The organism is Ruegeria sp. H3, assembly GCF_056533095.1.
Genome location: NZ_JBQFOD010000006.1, coordinates 142,902 through 165,921, shown reverse-complemented (window position 1 = coordinate 165,921; position 23,020 = coordinate 142,902). Strand labels below are relative to the sequence as shown.

The 23,020-nt window shown below is 58.7% G+C and carries 21 protein-coding genes; 12 read left to right on the top strand and 9 right to left on the bottom strand.

Going from position 1 to position 23,020, the window contains the following annotated elements; genetic code table 11:
* Window positions 1–24: 24 nt before the first annotated feature.
* Together hrpB and ACR0JE_RS09520 are read left to right on the top strand one after the other, a co-directional pair.
* On the top strand, window positions 25–2,475 hold the full coding sequence (gene hrpB / locus ACR0JE_RS09525) for an ATP-dependent helicase HrpB (RefSeq protein WP_480863993.1): 2,451 nt from the start codon (window positions 25–27) through the stop codon (window positions 2,473–2,475).
* A gap of 161 nt (window positions 2,476–2,636) precedes the next feature.
* The gene (locus ACR0JE_RS09520; RefSeq protein ID WP_480542140.1) at window positions 2,637–3,098 is read left to right on the top strand and encodes an NUDIX hydrolase; all 462 of its coding nucleotides are present in this window, start codon (window positions 2,637–2,639) and stop codon (window positions 3,096–3,098) included.
* A gap of 281 nt (window positions 3,099–3,379) precedes the next feature.
* Here ACR0JE_RS09520 and ACR0JE_RS09515 read toward each other — a convergent pair whose 3' ends face one another.
* A complete protein-coding gene (locus ACR0JE_RS09515; protein WP_480863992.1) occupies window positions 3,380–4,378 on the bottom strand; it encodes a 2-dehydropantoate 2-reductase in 999 nt (332 codons plus the stop codon).
* A 74-nt stretch (window positions 4,379–4,452) separates the two neighbouring features.
* Entirely contained in the window at window positions 4,453–5,415 is a 963-nt protein-coding gene (locus ACR0JE_RS09510; RefSeq protein ID WP_480863991.1) for a pirin family protein, read from the bottom strand.
* A gap of 271 nt (window positions 5,416–5,686) precedes the next feature.
* Between ACR0JE_RS09510 and ACR0JE_RS09505 the strand changes: the two genes are divergently transcribed.
* Together ACR0JE_RS09505 and ACR0JE_RS09500 are read left to right on the top strand one after the other, a co-directional pair.
* Entirely contained in the window at window positions 5,687–6,163 is a 477-nt protein-coding gene (locus ACR0JE_RS09505; protein WP_480546519.1) for a twin-arginine translocation pathway signal, read from the top strand.
* A gap of 8 nt (window positions 6,164–6,171) precedes the next feature.
* Window positions 6,172–6,768, top strand: coding sequence for a ferric reductase-like transmembrane domain-containing protein (locus tag ACR0JE_RS09500; RefSeq protein ID WP_480547286.1), 597 nt, complete (start codon window positions 6,172–6,174; stop codon window positions 6,766–6,768).
* On the opposite strand, the gene argF is transcribed toward ACR0JE_RS09500, so the two are convergent.
* Both argF and ACR0JE_RS09490 read right to left on the bottom strand, forming a co-directional pair.
* Window positions 6,765–7,691, bottom strand: a complete 927-nt coding sequence (gene argF, locus ACR0JE_RS09495) for an ornithine carbamoyltransferase (RefSeq protein WP_480863990.1) — start codon at window positions 7,689–7,691, stop codon at window positions 6,765–6,767. The two genes, ACR0JE_RS09500 and argF, sit on opposite strands and share 4 nt — an antisense overlap.
* Window positions 7,692–7,767: 76 nt before the next feature.
* On the bottom strand, window positions 7,768–8,955 hold the full coding sequence (locus ACR0JE_RS09490) for an acetylornithine transaminase (RefSeq protein ID WP_480546515.1): 1,188 nt from the start codon (window positions 8,953–8,955) through the stop codon (window positions 7,768–7,770).
* A gap of 302 nt (window positions 8,956–9,257) precedes the next feature.
* Between ACR0JE_RS09490 and ACR0JE_RS09485 the strand changes: the two genes are divergently transcribed.
* A complete protein-coding gene (locus ACR0JE_RS09485; RefSeq protein WP_480863989.1) occupies window positions 9,258–10,151 on the top strand; it encodes a DMT family transporter in 894 nt (297 codons plus the stop codon).
* On the opposite strand, the gene ACR0JE_RS09480 is transcribed toward ACR0JE_RS09485, so the two are convergent.
* A complete protein-coding gene (locus ACR0JE_RS09480; protein ID WP_480863988.1) occupies window positions 10,133–10,936 on the bottom strand; it encodes an ABC transporter permease in 804 nt (267 codons plus the stop codon). The two genes, ACR0JE_RS09485 and ACR0JE_RS09480, sit on opposite strands and share 19 nt — an antisense overlap.
* Before the next feature lie 125 nt (window positions 10,937–11,061).
* Between ACR0JE_RS09480 and ACR0JE_RS09475 the strand changes: the two genes are divergently transcribed.
* Window positions 11,062–11,637, top strand: a complete 576-nt coding sequence (locus tag ACR0JE_RS09475) for a GcrA family cell cycle regulator (RefSeq protein ID WP_170531686.1) — start codon at window positions 11,062–11,064, stop codon at window positions 11,635–11,637.
* Window positions 11,638–11,776: 139 nt separating this feature from the next.
* Window positions 11,777–12,520: a hypothetical protein gene (locus tag ACR0JE_RS09470; RefSeq protein ID WP_480863987.1), complete on the top strand. Its 744-nt coding sequence runs from the start codon at window positions 11,777–11,779 to the stop codon at window positions 12,518–12,520.
* 4 nt (window positions 12,521–12,524) lie between these two features.
* Here the strand turns inward: ACR0JE_RS09470 and ACR0JE_RS09465 are convergent, their stop codons facing one another.
* Window positions 12,525–13,601 carry a DUF2235 domain-containing protein gene (locus ACR0JE_RS09465; protein ID WP_480863986.1) on the bottom strand — a complete coding sequence of 359 codons (1,077 nt, stop codon included), beginning with the start codon at window positions 13,599–13,601 and terminating at the stop codon, window positions 12,525–12,527.
* Window positions 13,602–13,757: 156 nt separating this feature from the next.
* Here ACR0JE_RS09465 and ACR0JE_RS09460 point away from each other — a divergent pair, with 156 nt between their 5' ends.
* From ACR0JE_RS09460 to ACR0JE_RS09445, 4 genes are all read left to right on the top strand, one after another.
* On the top strand, window positions 13,758–13,907 hold the full coding sequence (locus ACR0JE_RS09460) for a hypothetical protein (RefSeq protein ID WP_480542120.1): 150 nt from the start codon (window positions 13,758–13,760) through the stop codon (window positions 13,905–13,907).
* A gap of 290 nt (window positions 13,908–14,197) precedes the next feature.
* Window positions 14,198–17,371: a valine--tRNA ligase gene (locus ACR0JE_RS09455; RefSeq protein ID WP_480863985.1), complete on the top strand. Its 3,174-nt coding sequence runs from the start codon at window positions 14,198–14,200 to the stop codon at window positions 17,369–17,371.
* Window positions 17,372–17,511: 140 nt separating this feature from the next.
* A complete protein-coding gene (locus tag ACR0JE_RS09450) occupies window positions 17,512–18,675 on the top strand; it encodes a benzoate/H(+) symporter BenE family transporter (RefSeq protein WP_480863984.1) in 1,164 nt (387 codons plus the stop codon).
* A gap of 39 nt (window positions 18,676–18,714) precedes the next feature.
* Window positions 18,715–19,047, top strand: a complete 333-nt coding sequence (locus ACR0JE_RS09445) for a DnaJ family domain-containing protein (RefSeq protein ID WP_480863983.1) — start codon at window positions 18,715–18,717, stop codon at window positions 19,045–19,047.
* Here ACR0JE_RS09445 and ACR0JE_RS09440 read toward each other — a convergent pair whose 3' ends face one another.
* Window positions 19,048–19,830, bottom strand: coding sequence for a crotonase/enoyl-CoA hydratase family protein (locus tag ACR0JE_RS09440; RefSeq protein WP_480863982.1), 783 nt, complete (start codon window positions 19,828–19,830; stop codon window positions 19,048–19,050).
* A gap of 117 nt (window positions 19,831–19,947) precedes the next feature.
* On the opposite strand from ACR0JE_RS09440, the gene ACR0JE_RS09435 reads away from it, so the two are divergent.
* The gene (locus tag ACR0JE_RS09435) at window positions 19,948–21,069 is read left to right on the top strand and encodes a pyridoxal phosphate-dependent aminotransferase (RefSeq protein WP_480864024.1); all 1,122 of its coding nucleotides are present in this window, start codon (window positions 19,948–19,950) and stop codon (window positions 21,067–21,069) included.
* A gap of 69 nt (window positions 21,070–21,138) precedes the next feature.
* On the opposite strand, the gene ACR0JE_RS09430 is transcribed toward ACR0JE_RS09435, so the two are convergent.
* Both ACR0JE_RS09430 and ACR0JE_RS09425 read right to left on the bottom strand, forming a co-directional pair.
* Window positions 21,139–22,335, bottom strand: a complete 1,197-nt coding sequence (locus tag ACR0JE_RS09430; RefSeq protein WP_480863981.1) for a pyridoxal-phosphate-dependent aminotransferase family protein — start codon at window positions 22,333–22,335, stop codon at window positions 21,139–21,141.
* Window positions 22,336–22,386: 51 nt separating this feature from the next.
* Entirely contained in the window at window positions 22,387–23,019 is a 633-nt protein-coding gene (locus ACR0JE_RS09425) for a bifunctional 4-hydroxy-2-oxoglutarate aldolase/2-dehydro-3-deoxy-phosphogluconate aldolase (RefSeq protein WP_480863980.1), read from the bottom strand.
* Between the last annotated feature and the right edge of the window lies 1 nt (window position 23,020).

Sequence of the window (23,020 nt, the reverse complement as noted above, 5' to 3'; positions counted from 1 at the left end):
CCAGCGCTTTGGCGATAAGGCGGTATGACACGATTGCCAATAGACGACGCGCTGCCCGAACTGATTTCTGCCCTGAGGGACCATGGGCGCGCCGTTCTGCAAGCCCCGCCGGGCGCGGGTAAGACAACCCGCGTTCCTCTGGCAATGCTAAAGGCCGGTCTTTGTACCGGTAAGATCGTAATGTTGGAACCCCGCCGCTTGGCCGCGCGCGCGGCTGCTGAACGCATGGCGGAGGCGCTGGGTGAGCGCGCGGGTCAAACCGTCGGCTACAGGGTCCGTGGTGAGGCCAAAACCTCGAACGCCACACGGATTGAGGTCGTGACCGAAGGCATCCTGACCCGAATGCTGCAATCTGACCCTGATCTTCCTGGTGTCGGGGCAGTGATCTTTGATGAGTTTCACGAACGATCCCTGAACGCCGATCTGGGTCTGGCGCTGTGCCTTGAGGTAGCTGGGGCTTTGCGCGATGACCTTATCCTCGTGGCGATGTCGGCCACGCTGGACGCTGAGCCGGTCGGGCGGTTAATGGAAGCCCCTCTCGTGACCTCGGAAGGGCGCAGCTATCCGGTTGAAACCCGCTGGCTGGACCGTCCGTTGGGCCCACAGGCCAGACGGTTGGATGCGCTGATTGATCTGGTTGAAACGGCAGTGTCCGAGACACAGGCGATTGGCGACGGCATTCTGGTTTTCCTGCCCGGTGAAGGTGAAATCCGACGGGCCGAAGCCGCGCTCAGCCGGCGCTTGCCAAAGACCTGCACGTTACGCCCCTTGTTTGGTGCCCTGCCCTTTGCCGCCCAGCGCGCAGCCATAGCACCGGTTGAGGCCGGACGCAAAATTGTGCTGGCAACGTCAATCGCAGAAACCTCACTGACAATTCCCGACATCCGCGTGGTCGTGGATATGGGTCAGGCGCGACGGGCGCGGTTCGATCCGGGCTCGGGCATGTCGCGGCTGGTGACCGAGCGTGTCACGCGGGCCGAAGCCACCCAGCGAACTGGCCGCGCGGGCCGTGTGGCCGAAGGGGTCTGCTATCGGTTGTGGTCAAAGGGCGAGGAAGGTGCCTTGCACTCCTATCCGCCCGCAGAAATTGAGGCCGCTGACCTGACCGGGCTGGCGTTAGAGCTTGCCTTATGGGGTGCGGAAGCTGGTGATCTTGCGTTTCTGACCTCTCCACCTGATGGCACATTGGCCGAGGCGCGATCCCTGTTGCGAATGCTTGGCGCGCTCGATGACAAAGGGCGGATCACAGATCACGGGCGGCGTTTGGCATCCCTGCCTCTACACCCGCGTTTGGGCCATATGCTGGTTCGCGCCGGAACACAGGCAGCCCCGCTGGCCGCGTTACTGGCTGAACGAGATCCCCTTAAGGGCGCTCCGGTCGATCTGACCCTCAGGATGGCTGCGATACGCGATACACGCGCTTTTCAAAGGGAAAAGCCCTGGCAGGTCAATCCAAGCGTCGTGGATCGGATCAAGGGCGAAACGAAACGTCTGCGCGCGATGATCAAACCTCAGGACGAAACCTTCAGCGCCGCAGCAATAGCAGCACTGGCCTATCCCGATCGGATCGGGCAACGGCGCAGAGGGGATGCGCCGCGCTATGTCCTGTCGGGCGGTAAAGGCGTGGTACTGGAAAACGAGGATACCCTGGCCAATGCGCACTATCTTGTCGTGCTCGACACCGATGGGAACCCGCGCGAAGCCCGCGTACGGATGGCGGTGCAGATTTCCGAACGCGATATCCGCGATCAGTTCGCTGACCAACTGTGTTGGGTCGATACCTGCACCTGGTCCAAGCGCGAACGGCGCGTAATCGCGCGACAGCAGGAACGGCTTGGCGCAATCACCCTGAGCGACCGCCTGTGGAAAGACGCTCCCGATGACACCGTGGTACAAGCTATGCTGGACGGTGTGCGCGATCTGGGGCTGCGCCTGGAAGGCGCCGCCGCGCGTTTTGCCGCGCGGGTCGAACTGGTACGCGCCGATGGGATTGATCTGCCGGATTTTTCAATCGAAGGGCTGATGTCTTCAATCGAAGATTGGCTATTGCCCATGCTGTCTGGCGTGCGCAGCGCCGAAGACTGGAAACGCTTTGACCTACTACCCGCGCTCCGGGCGCGGCTGGATTGGGAACAGATGCAAGAGTTGGACAAGCGTGCGCCGGGGTCTTTCAGCACGCCATTGGGGCGCAAAGTGCCGATTGACTATGGAGGCGACGTACCTGAAATCGCAGTTCGCCTACAGGAGCTTTTCGGGGTTGCGCAACATCCCGTTGTCGCAGGCGCGCCGCTTAAGATCACCCTGCTGTCCCCTGCGCAGCGCCCTATTCAGATCACGCGGGATTTGCCCGGGTTCTGGTCCGGGTCCTATGCGGATGTCCGCAAAGATATGCGAGCGCAGTATCCCAAACACCCGTGGCCCGAAGATCCGACGCAAGCAGACCCTACCCTGCGCGCCAAACGCCGCAGAAGCTGAGGTAAATCGGGGGGATCAACCGCCAAAGCCCACAAAAAGACACATATTTCCTTAAAAATGGGTAAAACATTAATCTTTTGGTCACGGATTTGTTGAAATATCATGACTCAATGGTTACCTGATCGGCCGAAGAATCGAGAAAAGCACCTGATATTTTGACTATGTCACATTGGTTTCGCAACATATGGGAAGAGGTCGCAAAACCCCTGTTTCTGCGCCCGCGTCGGGTGCAATTTGCAGCCCTGTGCACGCGACAAACCGATGCTGGCCCCGAAGTTCTGCTGATTACCAGCCGCGATACCGGACGTTGGATAATTCCAAAAGGTTGGCCGATTGACGGACTGGATGGCGCAGAAACCGCCGCGCAAGAAGCTTGGGAAGAGGCCGGCGTTGAAGCTGACATGGTTGAAAAGAACCCGTTCGGCCACTTCACCTACGACAAAATACTAAAAGACGGTTCAGCACAGCCGGTTCTGACAAGCGTTTATCGTGTTGCGGTACGCGCGCTGGCCGATGAATTCCCCGAAATTGGCCAACGTAAGCGCAACTGGGTGACCCCCAAAACGGCGGCCACTTTGGTCAGAGAGCCAGAATTGCAGGCCTTGCTACTTAAGGTCGAGTAGCACGTGTCGAAGCCAGCCAGAACTCGCTGCCCCGTTACTGGGAAACCACTGGCACTTTAACACCGCGAGCTCTCGTGTCGCCCGGCCGCACATGGTGCTCAGTTGAAGGTCTTGATGGGGCTGATTGAAATAGTCGGTTCGGCAATCCATAGAGAGCATCGATCGTTCATGCTGCCGCGGAGATGGTCTAGCAACATAGATCGACGTTGGAAAACACCCGCTGTCAGCGCCCCGGGCAAATCCGCCAGGAACATCAAAGGCAAGGTCTTATCCAGACTGATCTACCTGCTTCCGACCGCCTTTGCCCCGGGCCGTATCTCCTGTGGGCGCATGGGTGGCGTGGGTCGCTGTTGGATCAAATCAGAAACTCGAGTACAAATTGGTGTCTTCATGCCCATTTGTTCTGCCAGACGCATAACCTCACCTTGAAGGCTATCGATTTCCGTTTTGCGACCCTGCATCAAATCATAGGCCATCGAAGTGCGTGCGGTTGGGTCAATCGTCAGCATCTTCGACGCAACACGCATAAAGATCGGCGTTGGCAGACGCAGAATGAAAGGTGCCAGGCCGGCGGGTAACGGCGTAGTCGACGCGACCGGCTTGCTCGCAGCTTTCAGCACATTCAATGCCTCAGCCATTTGATCGGCCATCAAGCGGCGCCACTGGCGATCCATCAACTGATCGACAAGTGTTAGTCCGGACAAGGCGTTCAGCGCGTTGTTCAGATTGATGACCAGTTTGCCCCACTGGACCGCTTCGATTTGATCGCTTGCCGAAATTGGCAGATTAGGGCTGTTCAGGCGTTCAGCCAAGTTTCCGGGACCGGTCTGAACTACGATGTCACCGGATGTGGCACAGTGGTAGGTTGCGGGTTCAGTCGGGACCACATTAAACGGTACCATGCCCGCGCGCACGTCGTAGCCAGGCAATGCGTCGCGCAGGGTTTGGACATTCTGAATCCCATTTTGCCAAGATAGAACGGGCACCCCTTGTGTCGCATGAATAGCAATCAGACCCGCCATTTCAGACGTGGCCCCAGATTTTACCGTCACGATGATCGCATCGGCACCACCGAGGCATTTGGGATCATCGCTTAGAGTCAGCTTCTGCGCGGGCAGATGGCGATGCAGCCCCGCATAGTTTGTGACCGTCAGGCCCTGCTTTCGGATCGGTTCCAATACCCGGGGCCGCCCAAGCAAGGTGACTTCGTGACCGGCATCAGCCAGCAGCGCACCGCAATAGCATCCGATACTGCCAGCCCCAGCGATGACAATCTTCATGGCGATCCCTCCGCTTAACAAAGGATCACCGGGTTCTCAGCCCGGGACAAGCCCATGGCTCAATGACGTCGCGTTCACCGTGCCAGACGGGGCTTGGTGCGTTCCAATTCCTCTGAAATCGGAATGAACTCCTGATCATCCCCGGGCGGCAGGTGGAATGCGCCATTGGCCCAATCTGCGGTTTTCCACTCGCGGGTTGCGGTTTCGATCTTTTCTTTCGACGAGGATACAAAGTTCCACCAGATATACCGGTCCTCGTTCAATGTCGCCCCGCCCAACAGCATGAGCCGCGCGCCAAGAGGCCCCGCCGTAACCGAAAGTTTGTCTCCCGGACGGAAAACCATCATGCGCCCCGCGTCGAACCTGTCTCCGGCGATCTCAACCTGACCTTCGGTGACATAAACGCCCCGATCTTCATGATCGTCGGGCAGCGGGAAGGATGCACCAGGGTCGAGCTGCACATCCAGATAGAAGGTTTCAGACAGCATGGTCACCGGGCTTGTTTCGCCATAGGCTGTACCCAAGATCAGCCGCGCGCTGACACCGGCATCCTGAATATGCGGCAATGCAGCCTGTTTGTGATGCTCGAAATCAGGGGCCATGTCTTCATGTTGTTCTGGCAGGGCGATCCAAGTCTGGATACCGAACAGACTGTTTCGCTTGCCTCGGGTCTCATCGCTCGTACGTTCTGAATGGGTCACGCCACGTCCGGCAACCATCCAGTTGACCTCACCCGGATAGATCATCTGGTGGGTTCCCAGGCTGTCGCGGTGCTCGAACTCACCCTGATAAAGATAAGTCACGGTACCCAGCCCGATATGGGGGTGAGGGCGCACGTCGATTCCGCCTTCGGTGATGAATTCCGCCGGGCCCATCTGGTCGAAAAAAATGAAAGGCCCCACAAGCTGCCGCTGAACCGAAGGAAGTGCGCGGCGCACTTCGAACCCTCCGAGGTCACGCGCGCGCGGGATGATCAAAGTGTCCAATGCCGGGTTTTCGGATAGGCATTCGGGGTTGTGGGTCGGATTCCAACTCATTCCTGCTCTCCCAGTCGGGCGGCCCGAGGGGCCATATTGCGTTCACAAATGTGAATATAGGGCGAAACGTGTGCGGTAAAAGCGCATCAACGCACAGTTTGCGTGCAGGGAGATATCAGTGTTGGCAACAGGCACCAAACCTCACAGAGGCGTGAGGGCGAAACCTTGCGATTCCATTCGACGCGACCTCGGAATCGTCCGCGCATGTGCTATCTTTGGATATAGAGGCCATTGAACGAAGGGCTGCATTAGGTTCGACAGGAGAGTATCCATGACCCGCCTACTAATCACGCGCCGGAACCTGATCGCTACCGGAACAGCCGCACTAGCAGGCGGATTTACACCGGCACTGGCGGCTGGCGTTGCTCCTACTCCATCGATGCGAGGTGGGTCGAACAATTATCGCCCGGGCGCTCCGATCGTTGAACGGATCGGTGGCGGCGGCTTTTGGATGACAGGCTCGGTGCGCCGCGCGGGCGATGGGGCTCCCTTGCCGGGTCAACGCATCCAGATCTGGGCCCATACCACCGAAGGGCACGAGCGCGATCCGCAAAGCCATGGCGCGACACTAACGGATGCAAATGGTGAATTCCGGCTGGAAATGCCACAAATCGTTCCAGCCTTTGGTCAACCACATGGTCACCTGGCCTATGACAGTGGCACATATGAGACTGTGTTTCTGCGCCCGGTGATGTCCAGCTCTAAGGATAAAACGCTGGCTGCGCATTTCGTGTTGCAACCGATCTGACCCTCGTGATCCGTAAAATCGCACTCTGGGCGAGCCTGTTTGCCGCACTGGCCATTCCTTTGATGGTCGCAGGCTTCAGCCCATTGCTGGCATGGCGCGACCCTGTCTACATTGCGGCCGGTTTTTCGGGGATCATCGGCCTAGGTCTGCTGTTGGTTCAGCCCCTGCTCGCCGCCAGAGACCTGCCTGGCCTGACCCCAATGACCAGCAGAAACTTGCATCGCTTGTTGGGCGTCACGCTGATCATCTCCATTTTATTGCATGTCGGAGGTTTGTGGATCACCAGCCCGCCTGATGTTGTTGATGCGCTGCTATTCGTTTCACCGACACCATTTTCCGCCTGGGGTGTTGTCGCGATGTGGGCCGCCTTTGGCGCCGCTGTGCTGGCCCTTTACCGAACGCGCCTACGCCTTCGGTTTCGCATCTGGCGGCTGGGTCATGCGGGGCTCGCAACTATCACCATTCTAGGCAGCGTGATCCATGCGATGCTGATCGAAGGCACGATGGAAGTCATAAGCAAGACTGCACTCTGTGTGCTGGTTGTTTTGGCGACCGCGCAGGCGCTCGCCAAATTGCGGGTATGGGATGTGAAGCGAAGGGCTTAGACGCCTAGACACCAGCGCATTACCGCCTTTTGCGCATGCAGGCGGTTTTCGGCCTCATCAAAAATGACCGAGTTCGAGCCGTCCATAACCTCGGAAGTTGCTTCTTCTTCACGGTGTGCGGGTAGGCAATGCATGAACAGCGCATCCTGTTTCGCATGGGACATCAGTTCGGCATTGACCTGATAGGGGCGAAGCAGGTTGTGGCGACGCTCTTTCGCGGATTGAGAATCATGCATGGACACCCAGGTATCCGCCACGATCAGGTCAGCACCTTCGACAGCTTTATGGGGGTCGCGTTCGACGACGACCTTTGAGCCCCGCTGACGGGCAAAGCCCATGAACTCTTCCTCGGGGTCGAACTGAGCCGGGCCAGTAAAGGTGAAGTCAAATCCGAACTGTCCGGCAGCATGCAGGAACGAGGCGCAGACATTGTTGCCGTCGCCCGTCCAGACAACCTTTTTTCCTTTGATCGGTCCGCGATGTTCTTCGAAGGTTAGGACATCGGCCATGATCTGGCAGGGATGGGTTCGGTCGGTAAGTCCGTTGATCACCGGCACGTCCGAATATTCGGCCATTTCGGTCAGAATGGTTTCGTCAAAGGTCCGGATCATGATCATATCGACATAGCGCGACAGAACGCGGGCGGTGTCAGCGATGGTTTCGCCATGGCCCAGCTGCATGTCCTTCCCTGACAGAACCATAGTCTGCCCCCCCATCTGGCGAACGCCCACATCAAAGGAAACACGCGTCCGGGTTGATGGTTTTTCAAAGATCAGCGCAACCATGCAGCCCTTGAGGGGCTGTTCATCATCCGGCGCGGCTTTGCGGAGACCCAAACGGGCCTGTTTCATTTCGCTGGCCTGATCGATCATCGCTCTAAGGGATGCGGTATCGGTTTTGTGGATATCAAGGAAATGGTTCATGGCGTATCGCTTTTTGTTGTCGACGGGCGGGGGCTCTGCCCCCGAACCCCCGAGGTATTTTTTAACAGAAGAAGGGTCATGCGGTGGCAAGTTGGCCTTCAACCTGTGCGGCAGCCTTGTCGAGGCGGATCAGAGCTTCGACGATGTCATCCTCGCTGAGGGTCAAGGGCGGTAGCAAGCGGATCACGTTGTCGGCAGCGGGCACAGTAATGACCTGGTTGTCATAACCTGCGTTGACGACTTCGATATTCGCCGCCTTGCATTTCAGGCCCAACATCAGGCCGGATCCGCGCACCTCTTCAAAGACATCCGGATGTGCGGCAACCAGACCTTCGAGCTTCTGACGCATCAAGCCCGCTTTGCGGTTGACGCCCTCAAGGAATGCGGGTGTGGCAACCTGATCAATCACGGCGCAGCCAACAGCGCAACCCAGCGGGTTCCCCCCATAGGTCGAACCATGGGTGCCTGCTGTCATGCCGCTGGCGGCCTCTTCTGTGGCCAGCACTGCGCCTAAAGGGAAGCCTCCGCCAATGCCTTTGGCGACCATCATGATATCCGGGGTGATGCCCGCCCATTCATGCGCGAAGAGTTTGCCAGTGCGGCCCACGCCGCATTGCACTTCGTCCAGGATCAGAAGCAGGCCATGGTCGTCGCAAATCTGGCGCAAAGCTTTAAGTTCGGCATCGGGAACAGGCCGAATACCTCCTTCACCCTGCACTGGCTCGATCATGATCGCAGCGGTGGTTTCGGAGATGGCGTTGGTCACACCGTCGAGATCTCCGAAGGTGAGATGCACAAAGCCGGGCAACAGAGGGCCGAAGCCCTTGGTCATCTTCTCGGACCCGGCGGCGGCGATACCAGCCGAGGAGCGGCCGTGGAACGAGCCATCAAAGGTGATGATCTCGACCCTCTCGGGCTGGCCTTTGTCATAGAAATACTTGCGGGCCATTTTGACGGCCAGTTCACAGGCCTCGGTGCCCGAGTTGGTGAAGAACACGGTATCCGCAAAGGTGTGTTCGACAAGCTTATCGGCCAGCGCCTGCTGCTGCGGAATGTGGTAGAGGTTCGAGACATGCCACAGCGCATGCGCCTGTTCCGTCAGCGCATTGACTAACGCCGGATGCGCGTGGCCAAGCGCGTTCACCGCGATCCCGGCACCGAGGTCCAGAAAACGTCGGCCATCCGCCTCAGTCAGCCAGGCGCCTTCGCCCTTCACAAAAGTCAGGGGCGCACGGTTATAGGTCGGCAGAACGGACGGGATCATCGGATCATCCTTTTAAGATAGCTTAAGCCCTGTGAGTGATACACCGGGGCCATGGTCGTCAACTGATTTGGTGAGATTTGCGGCGCTTTACACGGCGCAAAGAGATCAAACGAAGCGGTTACGCAGAAAAGCGTCGGCGTCGGAGGCGCAGGATATGTGCGGTTTTGATCATGCGGGCCGTATAGCGACCCGTAGCGGTTCTGGAAACCCATAATTTGCGTCGTGCAAGAAATATTGCTCAGCATCGCTGCGCCTTGCAGTTACGTCTTGCCATTCTGGACGCGCTGCCCCACCGGTAGACCATGTTCGAACCCAAGGATCAGAATCCGCCACTGGCCGCCCTGCTGATTTTCTTCGCCAGTGCCTTTATTGCTGCAACGACCTTGTTGGCCAAGGCGTTGGGAACAGAAACGCTCGGCCCGCCGCTTCACCCAATGCAAATCAGCCATGGGCGGTTTTTGTTTGCGTTTGTGGTGATTGTCAGCGCAGTTGGCATTCTGCGCCCGCAGTTGCGGCGCCCCCATTGGAAGCTGCATATTGGTCGAACAAGCTTTGGCTGGCTTGGCATCACACTGATGTTTGCCTCGGTCGCGTTCATTCCAATCGCGGATGCAACAGCGATTTCCTTCTTGAACCCGGTCTTTGCCATGGTGCTTGCAATTCCTTTGCTGAAAGAGGGTGTTGGACCATGGCGCTGGCTGGCTGCTGCTGTATCGCTGGCAGGTGCGTTGATCCTGCTCCGCCCAACCCCTGAGAGCTTTCAGCCCGCAGCATTGTTGGCCCTGGCGGCTGCTGCCGTAATCGGGATGGAGCTGATTTTCATCAAAAAACTCTCAGGCAAGGAAATTCCTATCCAAATCCTACTGGTGAATAACTCGATGGGATTGGCCATTGCATCCGTTGCGGTCGTCTTCGTCTGGCAAATGCCCAACCCAGCACAATGGGCTGCGCTAATTGGTATCGGAGTCTTGATGGCCTGTGCCCAAGCCTGTTTCGTGAATGGTATGGCCCGTGCGGATGCCTCATTCGTGGCGCCGATCAGCTATGCAACACTGATCTTTGCAGCGATCTATGATTTTGCCGTGTTTCGCGTCGTGCCGGATCCGGTCAGCATCATCGGCTCGTCCATCATCATTGCCGGCGCGTTGATCCTGGTCTGGCGTGAAGCGCGGCAGCGTCAGGCCTTGAGCCGGTAACCCTTGCGCAACATCCACCATGTCATCGTACAGACCAGCAGAATGGCCAGGCTGCACACAATGGCCCCCAAAACAGGAGAGCTGTCCGACACACCGATCATGCCGTATCGCAACCCGTCGATCAGATAGAAAACCGGGTTTACATGGCTGATCGCCTTCAGAACCGGAGGCAAGGCGTCGACGGAATAGAAGGTACCCGACAAAAACGCCAAAGGTGTAACGATGAAATTGGTGATCGCAGCCATCTGATCAAACTTGTTGGCAAAGATACCGGCAAACAAGCCCAACGCGCCCATAAAAGCGCTTCCGAGAAGCACGAAGACCAGTGTGACCAAGGGATTGTGCGGAGCGATCGACAGGAATACCCAAAAGGCCAGGGCCACAACGCAGGCGATCAATGCGCCCCGCGCGATCCCACCTGCTAGATAACCCAGCAAAATCTCAAGCGGTGACAGGGGCGGCATCAACGTATCAACGATATTGCCTTGCACTTTGGCGATCACCATCGAAGAAGACGTATTGGCAAAGGCGTTTTGAATCACCGTCATCATCATGATGCCCGGCGCAAGGAAGGTCAGGAATGGCACACCCATCACATCCGGCCTACTGGGACCGATGGCGATTGTAAAAATTAGCAGAAACAAACCAGCCGTCACCAAAGGGGCCAGCAGAGTTTGCGTCCAGACCGCCAGAAAGCGCAGAGTTTCGCGCTGCGCCAGCGTATAAAGCCCCATCCAATTCACCGCGCCGAACCGGCGCGTGCCCTGATCCACAAGATTCTGCATGTCTGCCCCATAACTGATTCGAAGACCGCTTGTAACTCGGCCCGCAGTGATTAGAATAGGGCGCTGAAACGAATTCCCAAGGCGGCCCGAATCCGGGGCCGCTTTCCGCTTTTGAAAGGCAAATGATGTCCTGGACTGACGAGCGTGTAGAGCTGCTGAAGAAGATGTGGGGCGAGGGCCAGTCGGCCAGCCAGATCGCAAAAGAACTAGGCGGCGTGACCCGCAACGCCGTGATCGGCAAGGTACACCGTCTGGGCCTATCAAACCGCGCAACTGGTGCGACTCCGGCGAAATCCGAGCCTAAGGAAAAGCCTGCCCCCTCACCAAAGGTCGAGGCCAAGCCCAAAGCTGCACCCAAGACTGAACCCGCTCGCCCCGCGCCAGCGCCTGCGGCCGAGTCAAAACCTGCGGTTCCTGCCCGCCGGCAGATCATCCCGGCCGGTCAGCCGTTGCCGCCGCAGCCTTCAGCCAATGAAATCAGCCCCGAGGCATTGGCCAAGGTCAACGAGGTTGAGAAGAAGGCCAAGAAGCTGACGCTGATGGAACTGACCGAAAAAACCTGCAAATGGCCCGTGGGTGACCCGGCAACCGATGATTTCTGGTTCTGCGGTCTGCCGGTTGAGCCCGGAAAACCCTATTGCGAGGCCCATGTAGGTGTGGCGTTCCAGCCCATGAGCTCACGCCGCGACCGGCGGCGGTAACGGCACATCGGGTGCAATTCAATTGTCTTGGTTTTGCACCTTTCGAACAAACACTGTCTTTGGCAAGCCGTTACCTTGAAAGAGGTTGGCTTGTCCTAAATATTTCAGTCTTCGCCGGGTATTTCGCTTTGAGGCCAGTTTGAAACACAAAGTTTTATTCTTTGCCTATGCCGCACTAATTTTTCTGGCTTACCTACAACCATTCAACAACACGGTGTTCACCCCTTCCGCGTCTGGCAAAGGCCAACCCTTTTGGGTGCAAACTTTATACCTTTCAACTTGGATAGCCCCAATCCTACCTCTGGCAATCGCAGGATTTGTATCAATGGGGGTGCACTACATACCAGCCACTCTTGCCAAGCTTTGTGCTGCAATAACGGCTGTTGCAGGTATCTTTCTGACGCTGGCATCAGGAGTTTTTTCTCTGTTTTTAGAAACCCAGGTAGTTCATGGAATCAGTCTGACGATTGCCGTCTCATCCAGCTTTCTTGTTTGGTCGGGGAGTGACGGAAATCCAAAACCCTCATGGTTAGCCAAAATCGGGGTTTCGATTGGAACAGTGGCAGCGCTTTGGTCTCTTGTGACAGTTCCTATGATCCAAGTTCAAGCTCACATCATCGCTAAAGGGTCACCTTTCTGCATTGCGCATCACTCACCGCGATCCAAAGTCGACAAACTTTATGAACTACGCGGGTTTTCTTTTTACACCGAAGCGACGGGCTACAAATCCACTTCCGATTGGTTCTTTCACGGCCTGATGATCGTGGATCATCCAGACGCACAACGCATTTACAACTGGTCCCCACGGCGATGGCGGTTCGATCTGGTTGAGCGCCCAGACGCATTTGTCGCGACTGTAAGGAATGTTTGCATTCCAACCTGAACCCTCATCGCGCCGGATAGGACGCTTCGTCTGACATCGGCACCCAACCCGGCAGGTCCTGAGGCGATACCGAGACGTGCAGTTGCTCGGACCGATCCTGTCCGACCCTGCGATGCTTGCGTAGCAGGAAAATCTTACCCCACCCCCGCCACGTGCCCACCGAAGGCGCACCGGCATCTGTCGGGAACCGATCCCTCCACCCGTCTGGCAAAGGCAGCCCATGTCGCTCGGCCTTATCTAGCATCCAGATCATCGAGATATTGCTAAGCGGTCGGGCCTGTTCGAACCCGTTCAACTGACCACCTACATCTCCATGGCTGCCGCGGAACCAGACTTGTTCAACATGGCCTTTAAAATCGGGTTTGCACTGCCAGAGCACCGGCTCATACACCTCTCGCGTCTCATCCAGGGCCATGGCGTGATAGCCATGGCGCGTGGCTTGCCCCAGATGATGGTTGTGAAAAGCGTGCCTGTCTTCTGCCCAGCGCCACAACAATGGCAGACGCAGCCCAAGCGCCTTTACGGTATCCCAGACGCCAATCATCTCGATGGCAAGGTCGTCATGGCAGAACTTGCCCCGGAAATCCCGCGCCGCCGCGCCCGAAGGGTTGCACTCATAGTGGCGGTAGGCCTGTTTGATATTGCGCTCGGTTGCGTGCTCGGCCTTAAGCAGGCCGATCATATCGATCACCCCGGCCAGGCTGCGCACGCCATAGGCACCGCGTGAGTAACCCATGAAATAAATACGATCCCCCGGTTTGTACCGCGATGCCAGATATCCATAAGCGCGCCTGATTTGCCGGTTGATCCCACGCCCCATCATCACATCCAGCGAGGATTTCCAGCTGTCCCACTGTACGCCAGCTTCATAGAAAACGGATACTTGGCTGCCCATCTCCTTGCACAGTCGGTAAGTCTGACCCGCGTGGGTTTCGAATCCCGGTTCGAGCGTCGACATGGTCCCGTCCAGAATGATGACATGGCTGATCGGCTCGCGATGCCGCACTTCGGCAGAATGCTCGGACCGCAATGGCCGCCCAAGCCATCCCAGTACCTTTCTGCTTAGCCGCGACAAAACCATATCTCAGCCACTCCTGTACTCTGCAAAGTTGCGCGCGCGTCTCAGCATCGCACCTCCTCTGACCCTGGTCGCATGCACACCAATAGCCTCTGCATCCGCATCTCACCCCCGCAACACCAACGAGCGTCCAGCTTAAGGCGCGCTGATAAACGCGGCATGGAGATAAACTTAAGGATGGGCATCCTGCCCCTGCCGGACAAGGCACCCAACGAAACCGTGAGCCTCTGCACCATCATCTCGATCCTAGTCAGCCATTTGGGCAGCATCATGGCCAAGTCCGTCACCTGCTTCAGCGTCTTCAATTGAACCATCATATGTCTGAATATATTACGAAAGTTCAAAACCAGTGCAAATCTCCAGAAAGCGTCTGTCGCCGGGTCACGAAACTGACAGCAAAGCTACATCTTGTTCCGCCGCGCGGCCCTGTGACCACACCGTAAGAGTGTGATCGACCCGACCATCCGTTGTCTGTGGCGTGGTTCACGGTCGCGATGAACTTCACCGCTGAGGGGAATTGGCGGCAAAGCCTTCCACTTTCGCAAAGCTTTCGCTATTGCAGGCGCTGACCCTCAATTCGATGACGCAGGACGCATCCCATGGCGATGGAAAAGACATTCAACGCGGCCGAGGCCGAGGCCCGTATTTATGAGGCCTGGGAACAGGCCGGAGCCTTCAAGGCAGGCGCGAACAGATCGCGTGACGAAAGCTTTACCATCATGATCCCGCCGCCCAACGTGACGGGTGCTTTGCATGTGGGCCATGCGTTCAACAACACGCTACAGGACATCCTGATCCGCTGGCACCGCATGCGTGGGTTCGACACGCTCTGGCAACCCGGTCAGGACCATGCGGGCATCGCGACCCAAATGCAGGTCGAGAAGATGCTGGCCAACACCCAGCAGCCCGGTCGGCGAGAGTTGGGTCGCGAGAAGTTCCTTGAGAAAGTCTGGGAGTGGAAGGGCGAATACGGCGGCACGATCATCGAGCAGCTTAAGCGCCTCGGCTCCTCCTGTGACTGGTCGCGCAACGCCTTCACCATGGCAGGTGCATCAGGCGACCCGCGCACGGGGCACGAGAACTCGGCCAATTTCCACGATGCCGTGATCAAGGTTTTCGTCGACATGTACGAAAAGGGCCTGATCTATCGCGGCAAGCGTCTGGTCAACTGGGACCCGCATTTCGAAACTGCGATCTCGGATCTCGAAGTCGAGAATATCGAAGTCGCGGGCCACATGTGGCACTTCAAATACCCGCTGGCGGGTGGTGAAACCTATACTTACGTCGAAAAGGACGAGGACGGGAATATCGTGCTTGAGGAAGAGCGCGACTATATCTCGATCGCCACGACCCGCCCCGAGACCATGCTAGGCGACGGCGCGGTTGCGGTTCACCCCTCGGATGAGCGGTACGCACCCATCGTTGGCAAACTCTGCGAAATCCCGGTTGGTCCGAAAGAGCATCGCCGTCAGATCCCGATCATCACCGATGAGTACCCCGATCCGAATTTCGGCTCGGGCGCGGTGAAAATCACCGGCGCGCATGACTTCAACGACAACATGGTCGCCAAGCGCGGCGGCATTCCGATGTACCGCCTGATGGACACCAAAGGCGCGATGCGGGCCGATGGCGCGCCTTATGCCGAGGCGGCGGATTTGGCGCAGGAATATGCACGTGGGCGTGAGTTCACCGAGAACGAGATCGACGCGATCAACCTGATCCCCGACCACCTGCGCGGCCTCGACCGGTTCGAGGCGCGGGCGAAGGTGGTGGAAGAGATCACCGCTGACGGCCTGGCCGTCATGACCCGCGCAGACGATCCGCGTTTGGGTTCAACCGCTCTGAAGCCCGATCATGAGGGCGCAGACAAGCTGGTCCCGCTGGTCGAGAGCAAACCGATCATGCAGCCCTTCGGAGACCGCTCCAAGGTGGTGATCGAACCGATGTTCACCGACCAGTGGTTCGTCGACGCAGAAAAGGTCGTCGGCCCGGCGCTGGATGCGGTCAGGGACGGCACGGTCAAGATCATCCCCGAGTCGGGCGAGAAGACCTATTACCACTGGCTGGAAAACATTGAGCCCTGGTGCATCTCGCGGCAGCTTTGGTGGGGGCATCAGATTCCGGTTTGGACTGCCCAAGTTCCAGATTTGGACGGAACTATTGGGACGCATAGCGTCGGTGTTGGCCCTGGTGTTGAACTTTCCAGAGCTGTAGATTTCCTGCGCGAAAACGCTCCCAAAGACGACCCGGAAGCTGGTTACCGCAGCCGGGGTGGCCTGTTGGTAAAGGACTTCTGCGCTGCATCTGTTGAGGAAGCTCAAGCACAGATTTCCAAGGTTTGGATGGATCGCGCTGGATACACTCCGACAAGTTTCTTCGACACCGAAGGAGATCCGGGTTCATGGGAAATGAACTTCCCAGAAGCCCCAAATGGCGCGTGTCCGATGTGGCGCGACCCCGACGTCCTCGACACATGGTTCTCCTCCGGCCTCTGGCCCATCGGCACGCTGGGCTGGCCTGAGCAGACCGAGGAGCTGGAGCGCTACTTTCCCACGGACGTTCTGATCACCGGCTTTGACATCCTGTTCTTCTGGGTCGCCCGGATGATGATGATGCAACTGGCCGTGGTTGATCAGATCCCGTTCCACACCGTCTACCTGCACCAGCTCGTCCGCGACGAGAAGGGTAAGAAGATGTCAAAGACCACCGGAAACGTTATCGACCCGCTGGAGATCGTGGACGAATTCGGTGCGGATGCGCTGCGCTTTACCAACGCATCGATGGCGGCGATTGGCGGTGTGCTGAAACTGTCCCGCGAGCGCATCACCGGCTACCGGAACTTCGGCACCAAACTGTGGAACGCCGTCCGCTTTGCCGAGATGAACGAGGTCTTCACCGACGCCGTCCCACAACTGGATGTAGCCAACCTAAAACCCAAAGCCGCCGTGAACCGCTGGATCATCGGCGAAACCGCCCGTGTGCGGGAAGAGGTCGATGCTGCACTGGAAAGCTATCGCTTCAACGACGCGGCCAACGGGCTTTACGCCTTTGTCTGGGGCAAGGTCTGCGACTGGTATGTGGAATTGTCGAAACCGCTGCTGCAGGGCGACGACGTCGAAGCACAGGCCGAGACCCGCGCCACCATGCGCTGGGTTTTGGATCAATGCATGGTCCTACTGCACCCGATCATGCCCTTCATCACCGAAGAGCTTTGGGCGCTGACCGGCACGCGGCCCAAGATGGTTGTCCATGCCGACTGGCCAACCTACGCCGCTGCCGACCTGATCGACGCCGACGCGGATCGCGAAATGAACTGGGTGATCTCGGTGATCGAAAACACCCGCTCGGCCCGTGCGCAGATGCGGGTTCCGGCTGGCCTCTACGTGCCGATGCTGGTGGCCGAAATCGACGCCAACGGTCAGGCCGCATGGGATCGCAACGAGGCGCTGATCAAGCGTCTGGCGCGGATCGACAGTTTGACCAAAGCTGATGAGCTACCCAAAGGCACCATCTCGATCGCCGCCCCCGGCGCGTCCTTCGGCCTGCCGCTGGCCGATATCATCGACATCGGCGCGGAAAAGGAACGGTTGGAGAAGGCCAAGGGCAAGCTGGCCAAAGAACTCGGCGGTTTGCGTGGGCGTTTGAACAACCCCAAATTCGTGGCCTCGGCCCCGGAAGAGGTGGTTGAAGAAGCCAAAGCCAACCTTGCTGCTCGCGAAGAAGAAGAGGCCAAGCTGGACGAAGCCCTCGCTCGTCTGGCCGAACTCGCCTGATCTTTATCTTTTCACAATCACACAACTCGAAAACCCCGCCACACGTTCTGGCGGGGTTTTCCTTTTCTCTGACGCTTTTGACCTTGTTCCCGGCAGGCTGCGGTTGTTAGCAAATGCAAGTGGCAACCCCTGAGGACGCAATGACACAGCGCTTTCCCCCGATGCAGACCGTTTCAACCGGGTTGGTGGTCGCTATCGTTGGGTTCTTTAGCTCGTTCCCGATTGTCTTGCAGGGCTTGGCCGCCATGGGTGCCTCGCCCGCTCAGGCCGCATCCGGCCTGATGAGCGCGGCCATCGCAATGGGGTTGGCCGCCATCATTCTCAGCACAGTCTACAAGCTGCCAATCAGCGTCGCGTGGTCAACGCCGGGGGCTGCGCTGCTGGCCGTCTCTGCCACGCCGGTGGAGGGCTACTCCGGCGCTATCGGAGCGTTCTTATGCGCCGGCGCTCTGACGGTTCTGGCCGGGCTCTGGAAACCGTTGGGGCGTTTGGCAGCGGCGATCCCGACTACGCTGGCTCAGGCGATGCTGGCCGGTGTGCTTTTGCCGCTTTGTCTGGTACCTTTCAAAGCAGCGGTAGAGATACCTTGGCAGGCCCTGCCGGTAATCCTGATCTGGTTCATCGCAGGTCGATCCAATCGACTATTCGCCGTCCCCGCCGCTGTGATCGCGGCGGCCATTGTGGTGACTTTGAATGCCGGGGACGCCCAGTTGCTGCCCGATCAACTGGTAGCCGCCCCGATCTGGACCACGCCTACGTTTTCAGCCGCGTCCGCAATAGGGATAGGCGTGCCGCTTTTCATCGTGACGATGGCAACGCAGAACATTCCCGGTGTCGCCGTGATCCGCAGCTTTGGCTACAAGCCAGACGCAGGTCGGTTATTCTCAACCGTTGGGGGCGCAAGTCTGCTCTCTGCTCCTTTTGGTGCACCGGCAACCTGCCTGGCCGCAATTACCGCTGCGATGTGTTCGAACGAAGACAGTCACCCCGACCCTGCCCTGCGCTATTGGTCCGCGATCATGGGGGGCGTGTTCTACTGCCTGTTCGGTATCTTTGCCGTCGCAATCACCAGCTTCGCCGCGAATGCCGACCCGCTGTTGATGGGCACGTTGGCAGGTGTGGCGCTGATCGGGGTAATGGCCAATGCCTTGCACGCGTCACTGGATGTGCCAGCCGAGCGCGAGGCGGCCATTCTGACTCTGGCTATTACGGCCTCGGGCGTCAGTGTCTTTGGTCTGGGCGCAGCGGTCTGGGGGTTGCTGGCAGGTGGTATCGCCTATCTTGTGACCAACAAAATACGCTGATCCCTTTCGTCAAGTCTTAGATATTGATACGATACGCGCATGTTCGGATCGCTTGGAAAACTGGTTGAACGTCAGATCAAGAAGGCTCAGGCTGAGGGCCAGTTGCAGGGCCTTGATGGCGAAGGTGCCCCGTTGCCTGACCGTTCGGGCGAGGCGCAGGGCGATCCTGCGATCGCAGCCGGTCACCGGATCATGGCACAGGCCGGAGTTCTGCCTGAAGAATTCGATATCAAAAAGCAACTGGATGCGGCGCGCAAGGAATATGCAACCTTGTCCGACCCCGAGGCGCGCAAAGCGGAAATGGCCAGGATCGCGGATCTGGAGATGCGGTATCATATGGCCCGCGATGCGCGACGCGCCTTTATGCGTTGATCATTTGAATTCCGGCTTTCGACCTTGCATCTGAGCCATGACAACTTCCATCTGGTCGGGCTTTCCGATCAGGTCTACTTGCTCTGAAGATTCGGCCAACAAAACATCCTGGCGGCCCCGGGTTTCGGCCACCTCGATCAGCCGTTTGGCGGCCCGGATTGCAGAGGGGCTTTGACCAGCGATGTTTTCGGCGATTGCCAGGGCTTCGGTCAACGGGTCATCAGACAGCTTTGTCACTAACCCCCAGTCCGCCGCCTGAGATGCGCCGATGGGACGGGCAGTAAAGGTCAACAGCCGCAGAACATCAGATCGAACCAGCCGAGGCAGCAGGACCATGCCGCCCATGTCGGGTATGATGCCCCATTTCATTTCCATCACCGCCAGTTTGGCCTCGGGATGCGCGATGCGGATATCTGCACCCAATGCGATCTGCAGCCCGCCGCCATAGGCCACGCCCTGAATGGCGCAGATCACTGGAACCGGAACGCGGCGCCAGATCAGGGCAAGCTCCTGCATCTCATTGGCGTCTTCGTGGCTGCGGGTCATCAGCCATTCGGTCGGGTCCTTATGCGCCATGCTTGCAAAGCTAGCCATGTCGAGTCCGGCGCAGAAACTTTTGCCCTCGCCCGACAGGACAACAGCGCGTGCATCGGATGCGGCGACCTCTTGCCCGGCACCCAACAAGGCCTTTATCATGGCGTCGTCCAGCGCGTTCATCTTGTCGCCCCGCGTCAGGGTGACATGGGCAATGTGATTGCGGTATTCGACGGATACGCGTGCCATGATGGCCTCCCAACACTGTTTGGACCAACATGACCCAAAATGGGGGTTCAGTTCCACCGCGACGTCAGGGCAATGCACATGCTTGCCCCAACTGTGCGCATACGTTTATCTGCGCCTATGACCGGACCACTCTATACATCGCTCGCCCAAACCTTGCCCGCAACCGTGCCGTTTGTTGGCCCTGAAACGCAGGAACGTCAGCGCGGTGCACCGTTTTCGGCGCGTCTGGGCGCAAATGAGAACGTGTTCGGCCCCTCGCCCCGTGCGATTGAGGCCATGCGTGGGGCAAGTGCCGAGATTTGGATGTATGGCGATCCCGAAAACCACGATCTGCGTAACGCCCTGGCGGATCATCATGGGATCGCCCCCGAGAACATCGTTGTTGGCGAAGGGATCGACGGGTTGCTGGGATACCTGGCGCGGCTGATTGTCGAGCCAGGAGATGCGGTTGTGACCTCGGATGGGGCCTACCCGACCTTCAATTACCATGTCGCGGGCTATGGCGGGGTTTTGCACAAGGTGCCCTATGCCGGGGATCACGAAGACCCACAGGTCCTGTTTGCAAAAGCGGCCGAGGTTGGCGCCAAACTGGTCTATCTGGCCAACCCAGATAACCCGATGGGAAGTTGGCACAGCGGCGCAGATATCGTTGCCGCGATGGACGCTCTGCCCGAGGGATGTTTGCTGGTGTTGGACGAGGCCTATGTGGAATGCGCCCCGGAAGGCACAGCAGCCCCAGTGCGAGCCGATGATCCACGCGTGATACGGATGCGGACATTCTCAAAGGCCTACGGCATAGCCGGTGCACGGGTTGGGTATGCGATTGGTGCACCCGAGTTGATCCTGGCCTTCAACAAGATACGCAACCACTTTGGAATGAACCGCGCAGCCCAAGCGGGGGCGCTGGCTGCATTGGCGGATCAGGCTTGGCTGGGCAAGGTGCAACACCGCATTGAAACCGCGCGCAGCGGCATTGGAGAGATCGCGCGAGAGAATGGGCTGATCGCCTTGCCTTCGGCAACAAATTTCGTCGCAATTGATTGCGGTGAAGATGGCGAGTTTGCCAAGGCGGTGTTGGCGTCCCTCGTGGCTCAAGGCATCTTTGTTCGTATGCCATTTGTTGTACCGCAGAACCGGTGTATCCGCATCAGTTGTGGTACAGAGGAAGATCTAAGCGCCTTTGCCGAGGCTTTGCCAATCGCGCTGAAGGCTGCGCGGTCGGGCGAAGCATCCGGTTGAGGCAGGGGGCTCTGCCCCCGCCGCGCTGCGCGCGCCTCCCCCGGGATATTTATGGCCAGATGAAGCGGATCAGGCCTGGTTCGCCAGGATTGTCGCAGCAGCCTCGAGCGCGCCGTTGCCGCGTGGTATGTTCAAGGCCGCCATTGCGGTTTCCACGCCGCCTAGGATCGCCATAACCATCTGGGCGTTTACATGGCCCATATGGCCGAGGCGGAAACAGCCGTCCCAGTCTTCCATCCCCAAGCCGATGCCGAGCGTCAGGCCGAGGTGGTTTTCGGTAAAGTTGCGCAGCGGTGTGCCGCGCCCTTCGGTCAGGCGCAGAGCGGTGACCGCATGGCTGCGATAGGCCGGATCGGCGACATTGAAATGGAGGGCACCGCCCTGCGCCCAGACCTCGCAGGCGGCCCAGATCGCTTTGGCAAGGTGCTGGTGACGGGCCCAGACGTTTTCGACACCCTCTGCATGAATCATGTCGAGCGCTGCACGTAGACCGTAAAGGTGATGTGTCGGCGCGGTGCCGTCAAAATATTGGTAGAATAATTCAGGGTTGGCGCGCGGCCGCCAGTCCCAATAGAGCGAGACACGTGGCATTGCGGCCCGTTTTGCCTGCGCTTTGCCATTGAAGAAGACAAAGCCTATGCCGGGCGGTGTCATCAGCCCTTTTTGGCAGGCGGTGACTGTCACATCGACGCCCCAGGCGTCCATTTCGAACCGATCACACCCGAGTGAGGCGATGCAATCCGCCATGAGCAGCGCCGGATGGTTCAACTCGTCCAGAAGCGTGCGCAAGGCTGGGATATCATTGCGGATCGAGCTGGATGTATCCACATGGACGGCAAGAACTGCCTTGATTTCATGCGCTTGGTCGGCCCGCAGAACATCGGCGATTTGGTCGAAATCCCATGGAGAAGATGTGCCGAAATCAATCGTTTTGACCTTGGCACCAATCCCTTCGGCCATCTCAGCCCAGCCATAGGTGAACCTACCAGAGGCTGGGGCCAGAACGGTTTCGCCGGGCGCGATCACGTTCGAAAGCGCAGCCTCCCACGTGCCGTGGCCGTTCGCGATATAAATGGCGACGTTGTGCTGGGTACCGGCCACGCGCTTTAGGTCCTGCGTCAGCGCGGGCATCATCTCGATCAACTCGCCGTCATAGATATTGGGTGACGGGCGGTGCATGGCCTGCAGCACCGCGTCGGGCATCACCGAAGGGCCGGGAATGGCCAAATACTCGCGCCCATGCACGAGGGAGGTTTGGTTTGTCATGAGGGCAACCTGTTTGAATTGAGGCCTACCCTAGCGTTTCGCTCTGCGACGTCAATCCATCAGACCAGCGGCCTCGCGCGCAAGGGATTCGATCCCGGACCAATCGCCGTTTTGGACCATCTGCTTGGGCGCAACCCAGCTGCCGCCTGCGCAGATCACGTTGGAGAGAGACAGATAATCACGCGCGTTTGAGGGCGAGACACCGCCCGTGGGGCAGAAAGTGATCTGAGGCAGAGGCGCCCCAATGGCTTTCAGGGCCGGTGCACCGCCCGACGCCTCGGCAGGGAAGAATTTCAGCATGTCATAGCCCTTTTCCAGCAGGGCCATCGCCTCACTCGCGGTGGCAGCGCCGGGCAGAAGGGGCAGGCCTTCGGCTTCGCAGGCGGCGATGAGGGCGTCGGTCGCGCCGGGCGAGACGCCGAACTGCGCGCCCGCTTCTTTGGCGGCGCGGACGTCTTCGGGGGTGACCAGCGTGCCTGCGCCCACGACGCCTCCGGGCACAGCGGCCATGGCGCGGATCGCGTCCAGTGCCGCAGGGGTGCGCAGAGTGACTTCGAGCGCGGGAAGACCGCCTGCGACCAGCGCCTCGGCCAAGGGGCGAGCGTGGACGGCGTCATCGACGACGAGCACCGGAACTATGGGGGCCAGCGCGCAGATCTCGCGGGTGCGTTGGGTTTTGGACATG

Coding starts and splice junctions, on each gene's coding strand:
- hrpB (WP_480863993.1), top strand. CDS start 25: ATGACACGATTGCCAATAGACGACGCGCTGCCCGAACTGATTTCTGCC.
- ACR0JE_RS09520 (WP_480542140.1), top strand. CDS start 2,637: ATGTCACATTGGTTTCGCAACATATGGGAAGAGGTCGCAAAACCCCTG.
- ACR0JE_RS09515 (WP_480863992.1), bottom strand. CDS start 4,378: ATGAAGATTGTCATCGCTGGGGCTGGCAGTATCGGATGCTATTGCGGT.
- ACR0JE_RS09510 (WP_480863991.1), bottom strand. CDS start 5,415: ATGAGTTGGAATCCGACCCACAACCCCGAATGCCTATCCGAAAACCCG.
- ACR0JE_RS09505 (WP_480546519.1), top strand. CDS start 5,687: ATGACCCGCCTACTAATCACGCGCCGGAACCTGATCGCTACCGGAACA.
- argF (WP_480863990.1), bottom strand. CDS start 7,691: ATGAACCATTTCCTTGATATCCACAAAACCGATACCGCATCCCTTAGA.
- ACR0JE_RS09490 (WP_480546515.1), bottom strand. CDS start 8,955: ATGATCCCGTCCGTTCTGCCGACCTATAACCGTGCGCCCCTGACTTTT.
- ACR0JE_RS09485 (WP_480863989.1), top strand. CDS start 9,258: ATGTTCGAACCCAAGGATCAGAATCCGCCACTGGCCGCCCTGCTGATT.
- ACR0JE_RS09480 (WP_480863988.1), bottom strand. CDS start 10,936: ATGCAGAATCTTGTGGATCAGGGCACGCGCCGGTTCGGCGCGGTGAAT.
- ACR0JE_RS09475 (WP_170531686.1), top strand. CDS start 11,062: ATGTCCTGGACTGACGAGCGTGTAGAGCTGCTGAAGAAGATGTGGGGC.
- ACR0JE_RS09465 (WP_480863986.1), bottom strand. CDS start 13,601: ATGGTTTTGTCGCGGCTAAGCAGAAAGGTACTGGGATGGCTTGGGCGG.
- ACR0JE_RS09460 (WP_480542120.1), top strand. CDS start 13,758: ATGGAGATAAACTTAAGGATGGGCATCCTGCCCCTGCCGGACAAGGCA.
- ACR0JE_RS09455 (WP_480863985.1), top strand. CDS start 14,198: ATGGCGATGGAAAAGACATTCAACGCGGCCGAGGCCGAGGCCCGTATT.
- ACR0JE_RS09450 (WP_480863984.1), top strand. CDS start 17,512: ATGACACAGCGCTTTCCCCCGATGCAGACCGTTTCAACCGGGTTGGTG.
- ACR0JE_RS09445 (WP_480863983.1), top strand. CDS start 18,715: ATGTTCGGATCGCTTGGAAAACTGGTTGAACGTCAGATCAAGAAGGCT.
- ACR0JE_RS09440 (WP_480863982.1), bottom strand. CDS start 19,830: ATGGCACGCGTATCCGTCGAATACCGCAATCACATTGCCCATGTCACC.
- ACR0JE_RS09435 (WP_480864024.1), top strand. CDS start 19,948: ATGACCGGACCACTCTATACATCGCTCGCCCAAACCTTGCCCGCAACC.
- ACR0JE_RS09430 (WP_480863981.1), bottom strand. CDS start 22,335: ATGACAAACCAAACCTCCCTCGTGCATGGGCGCGAGTATTTGGCCATT.
- ACR0JE_RS09425 (WP_480863980.1), bottom strand. CDS start 23,019: ATGTCCAAAACCCAACGCACCCGCGAGATCTGCGCGCTGGCCCCCATA.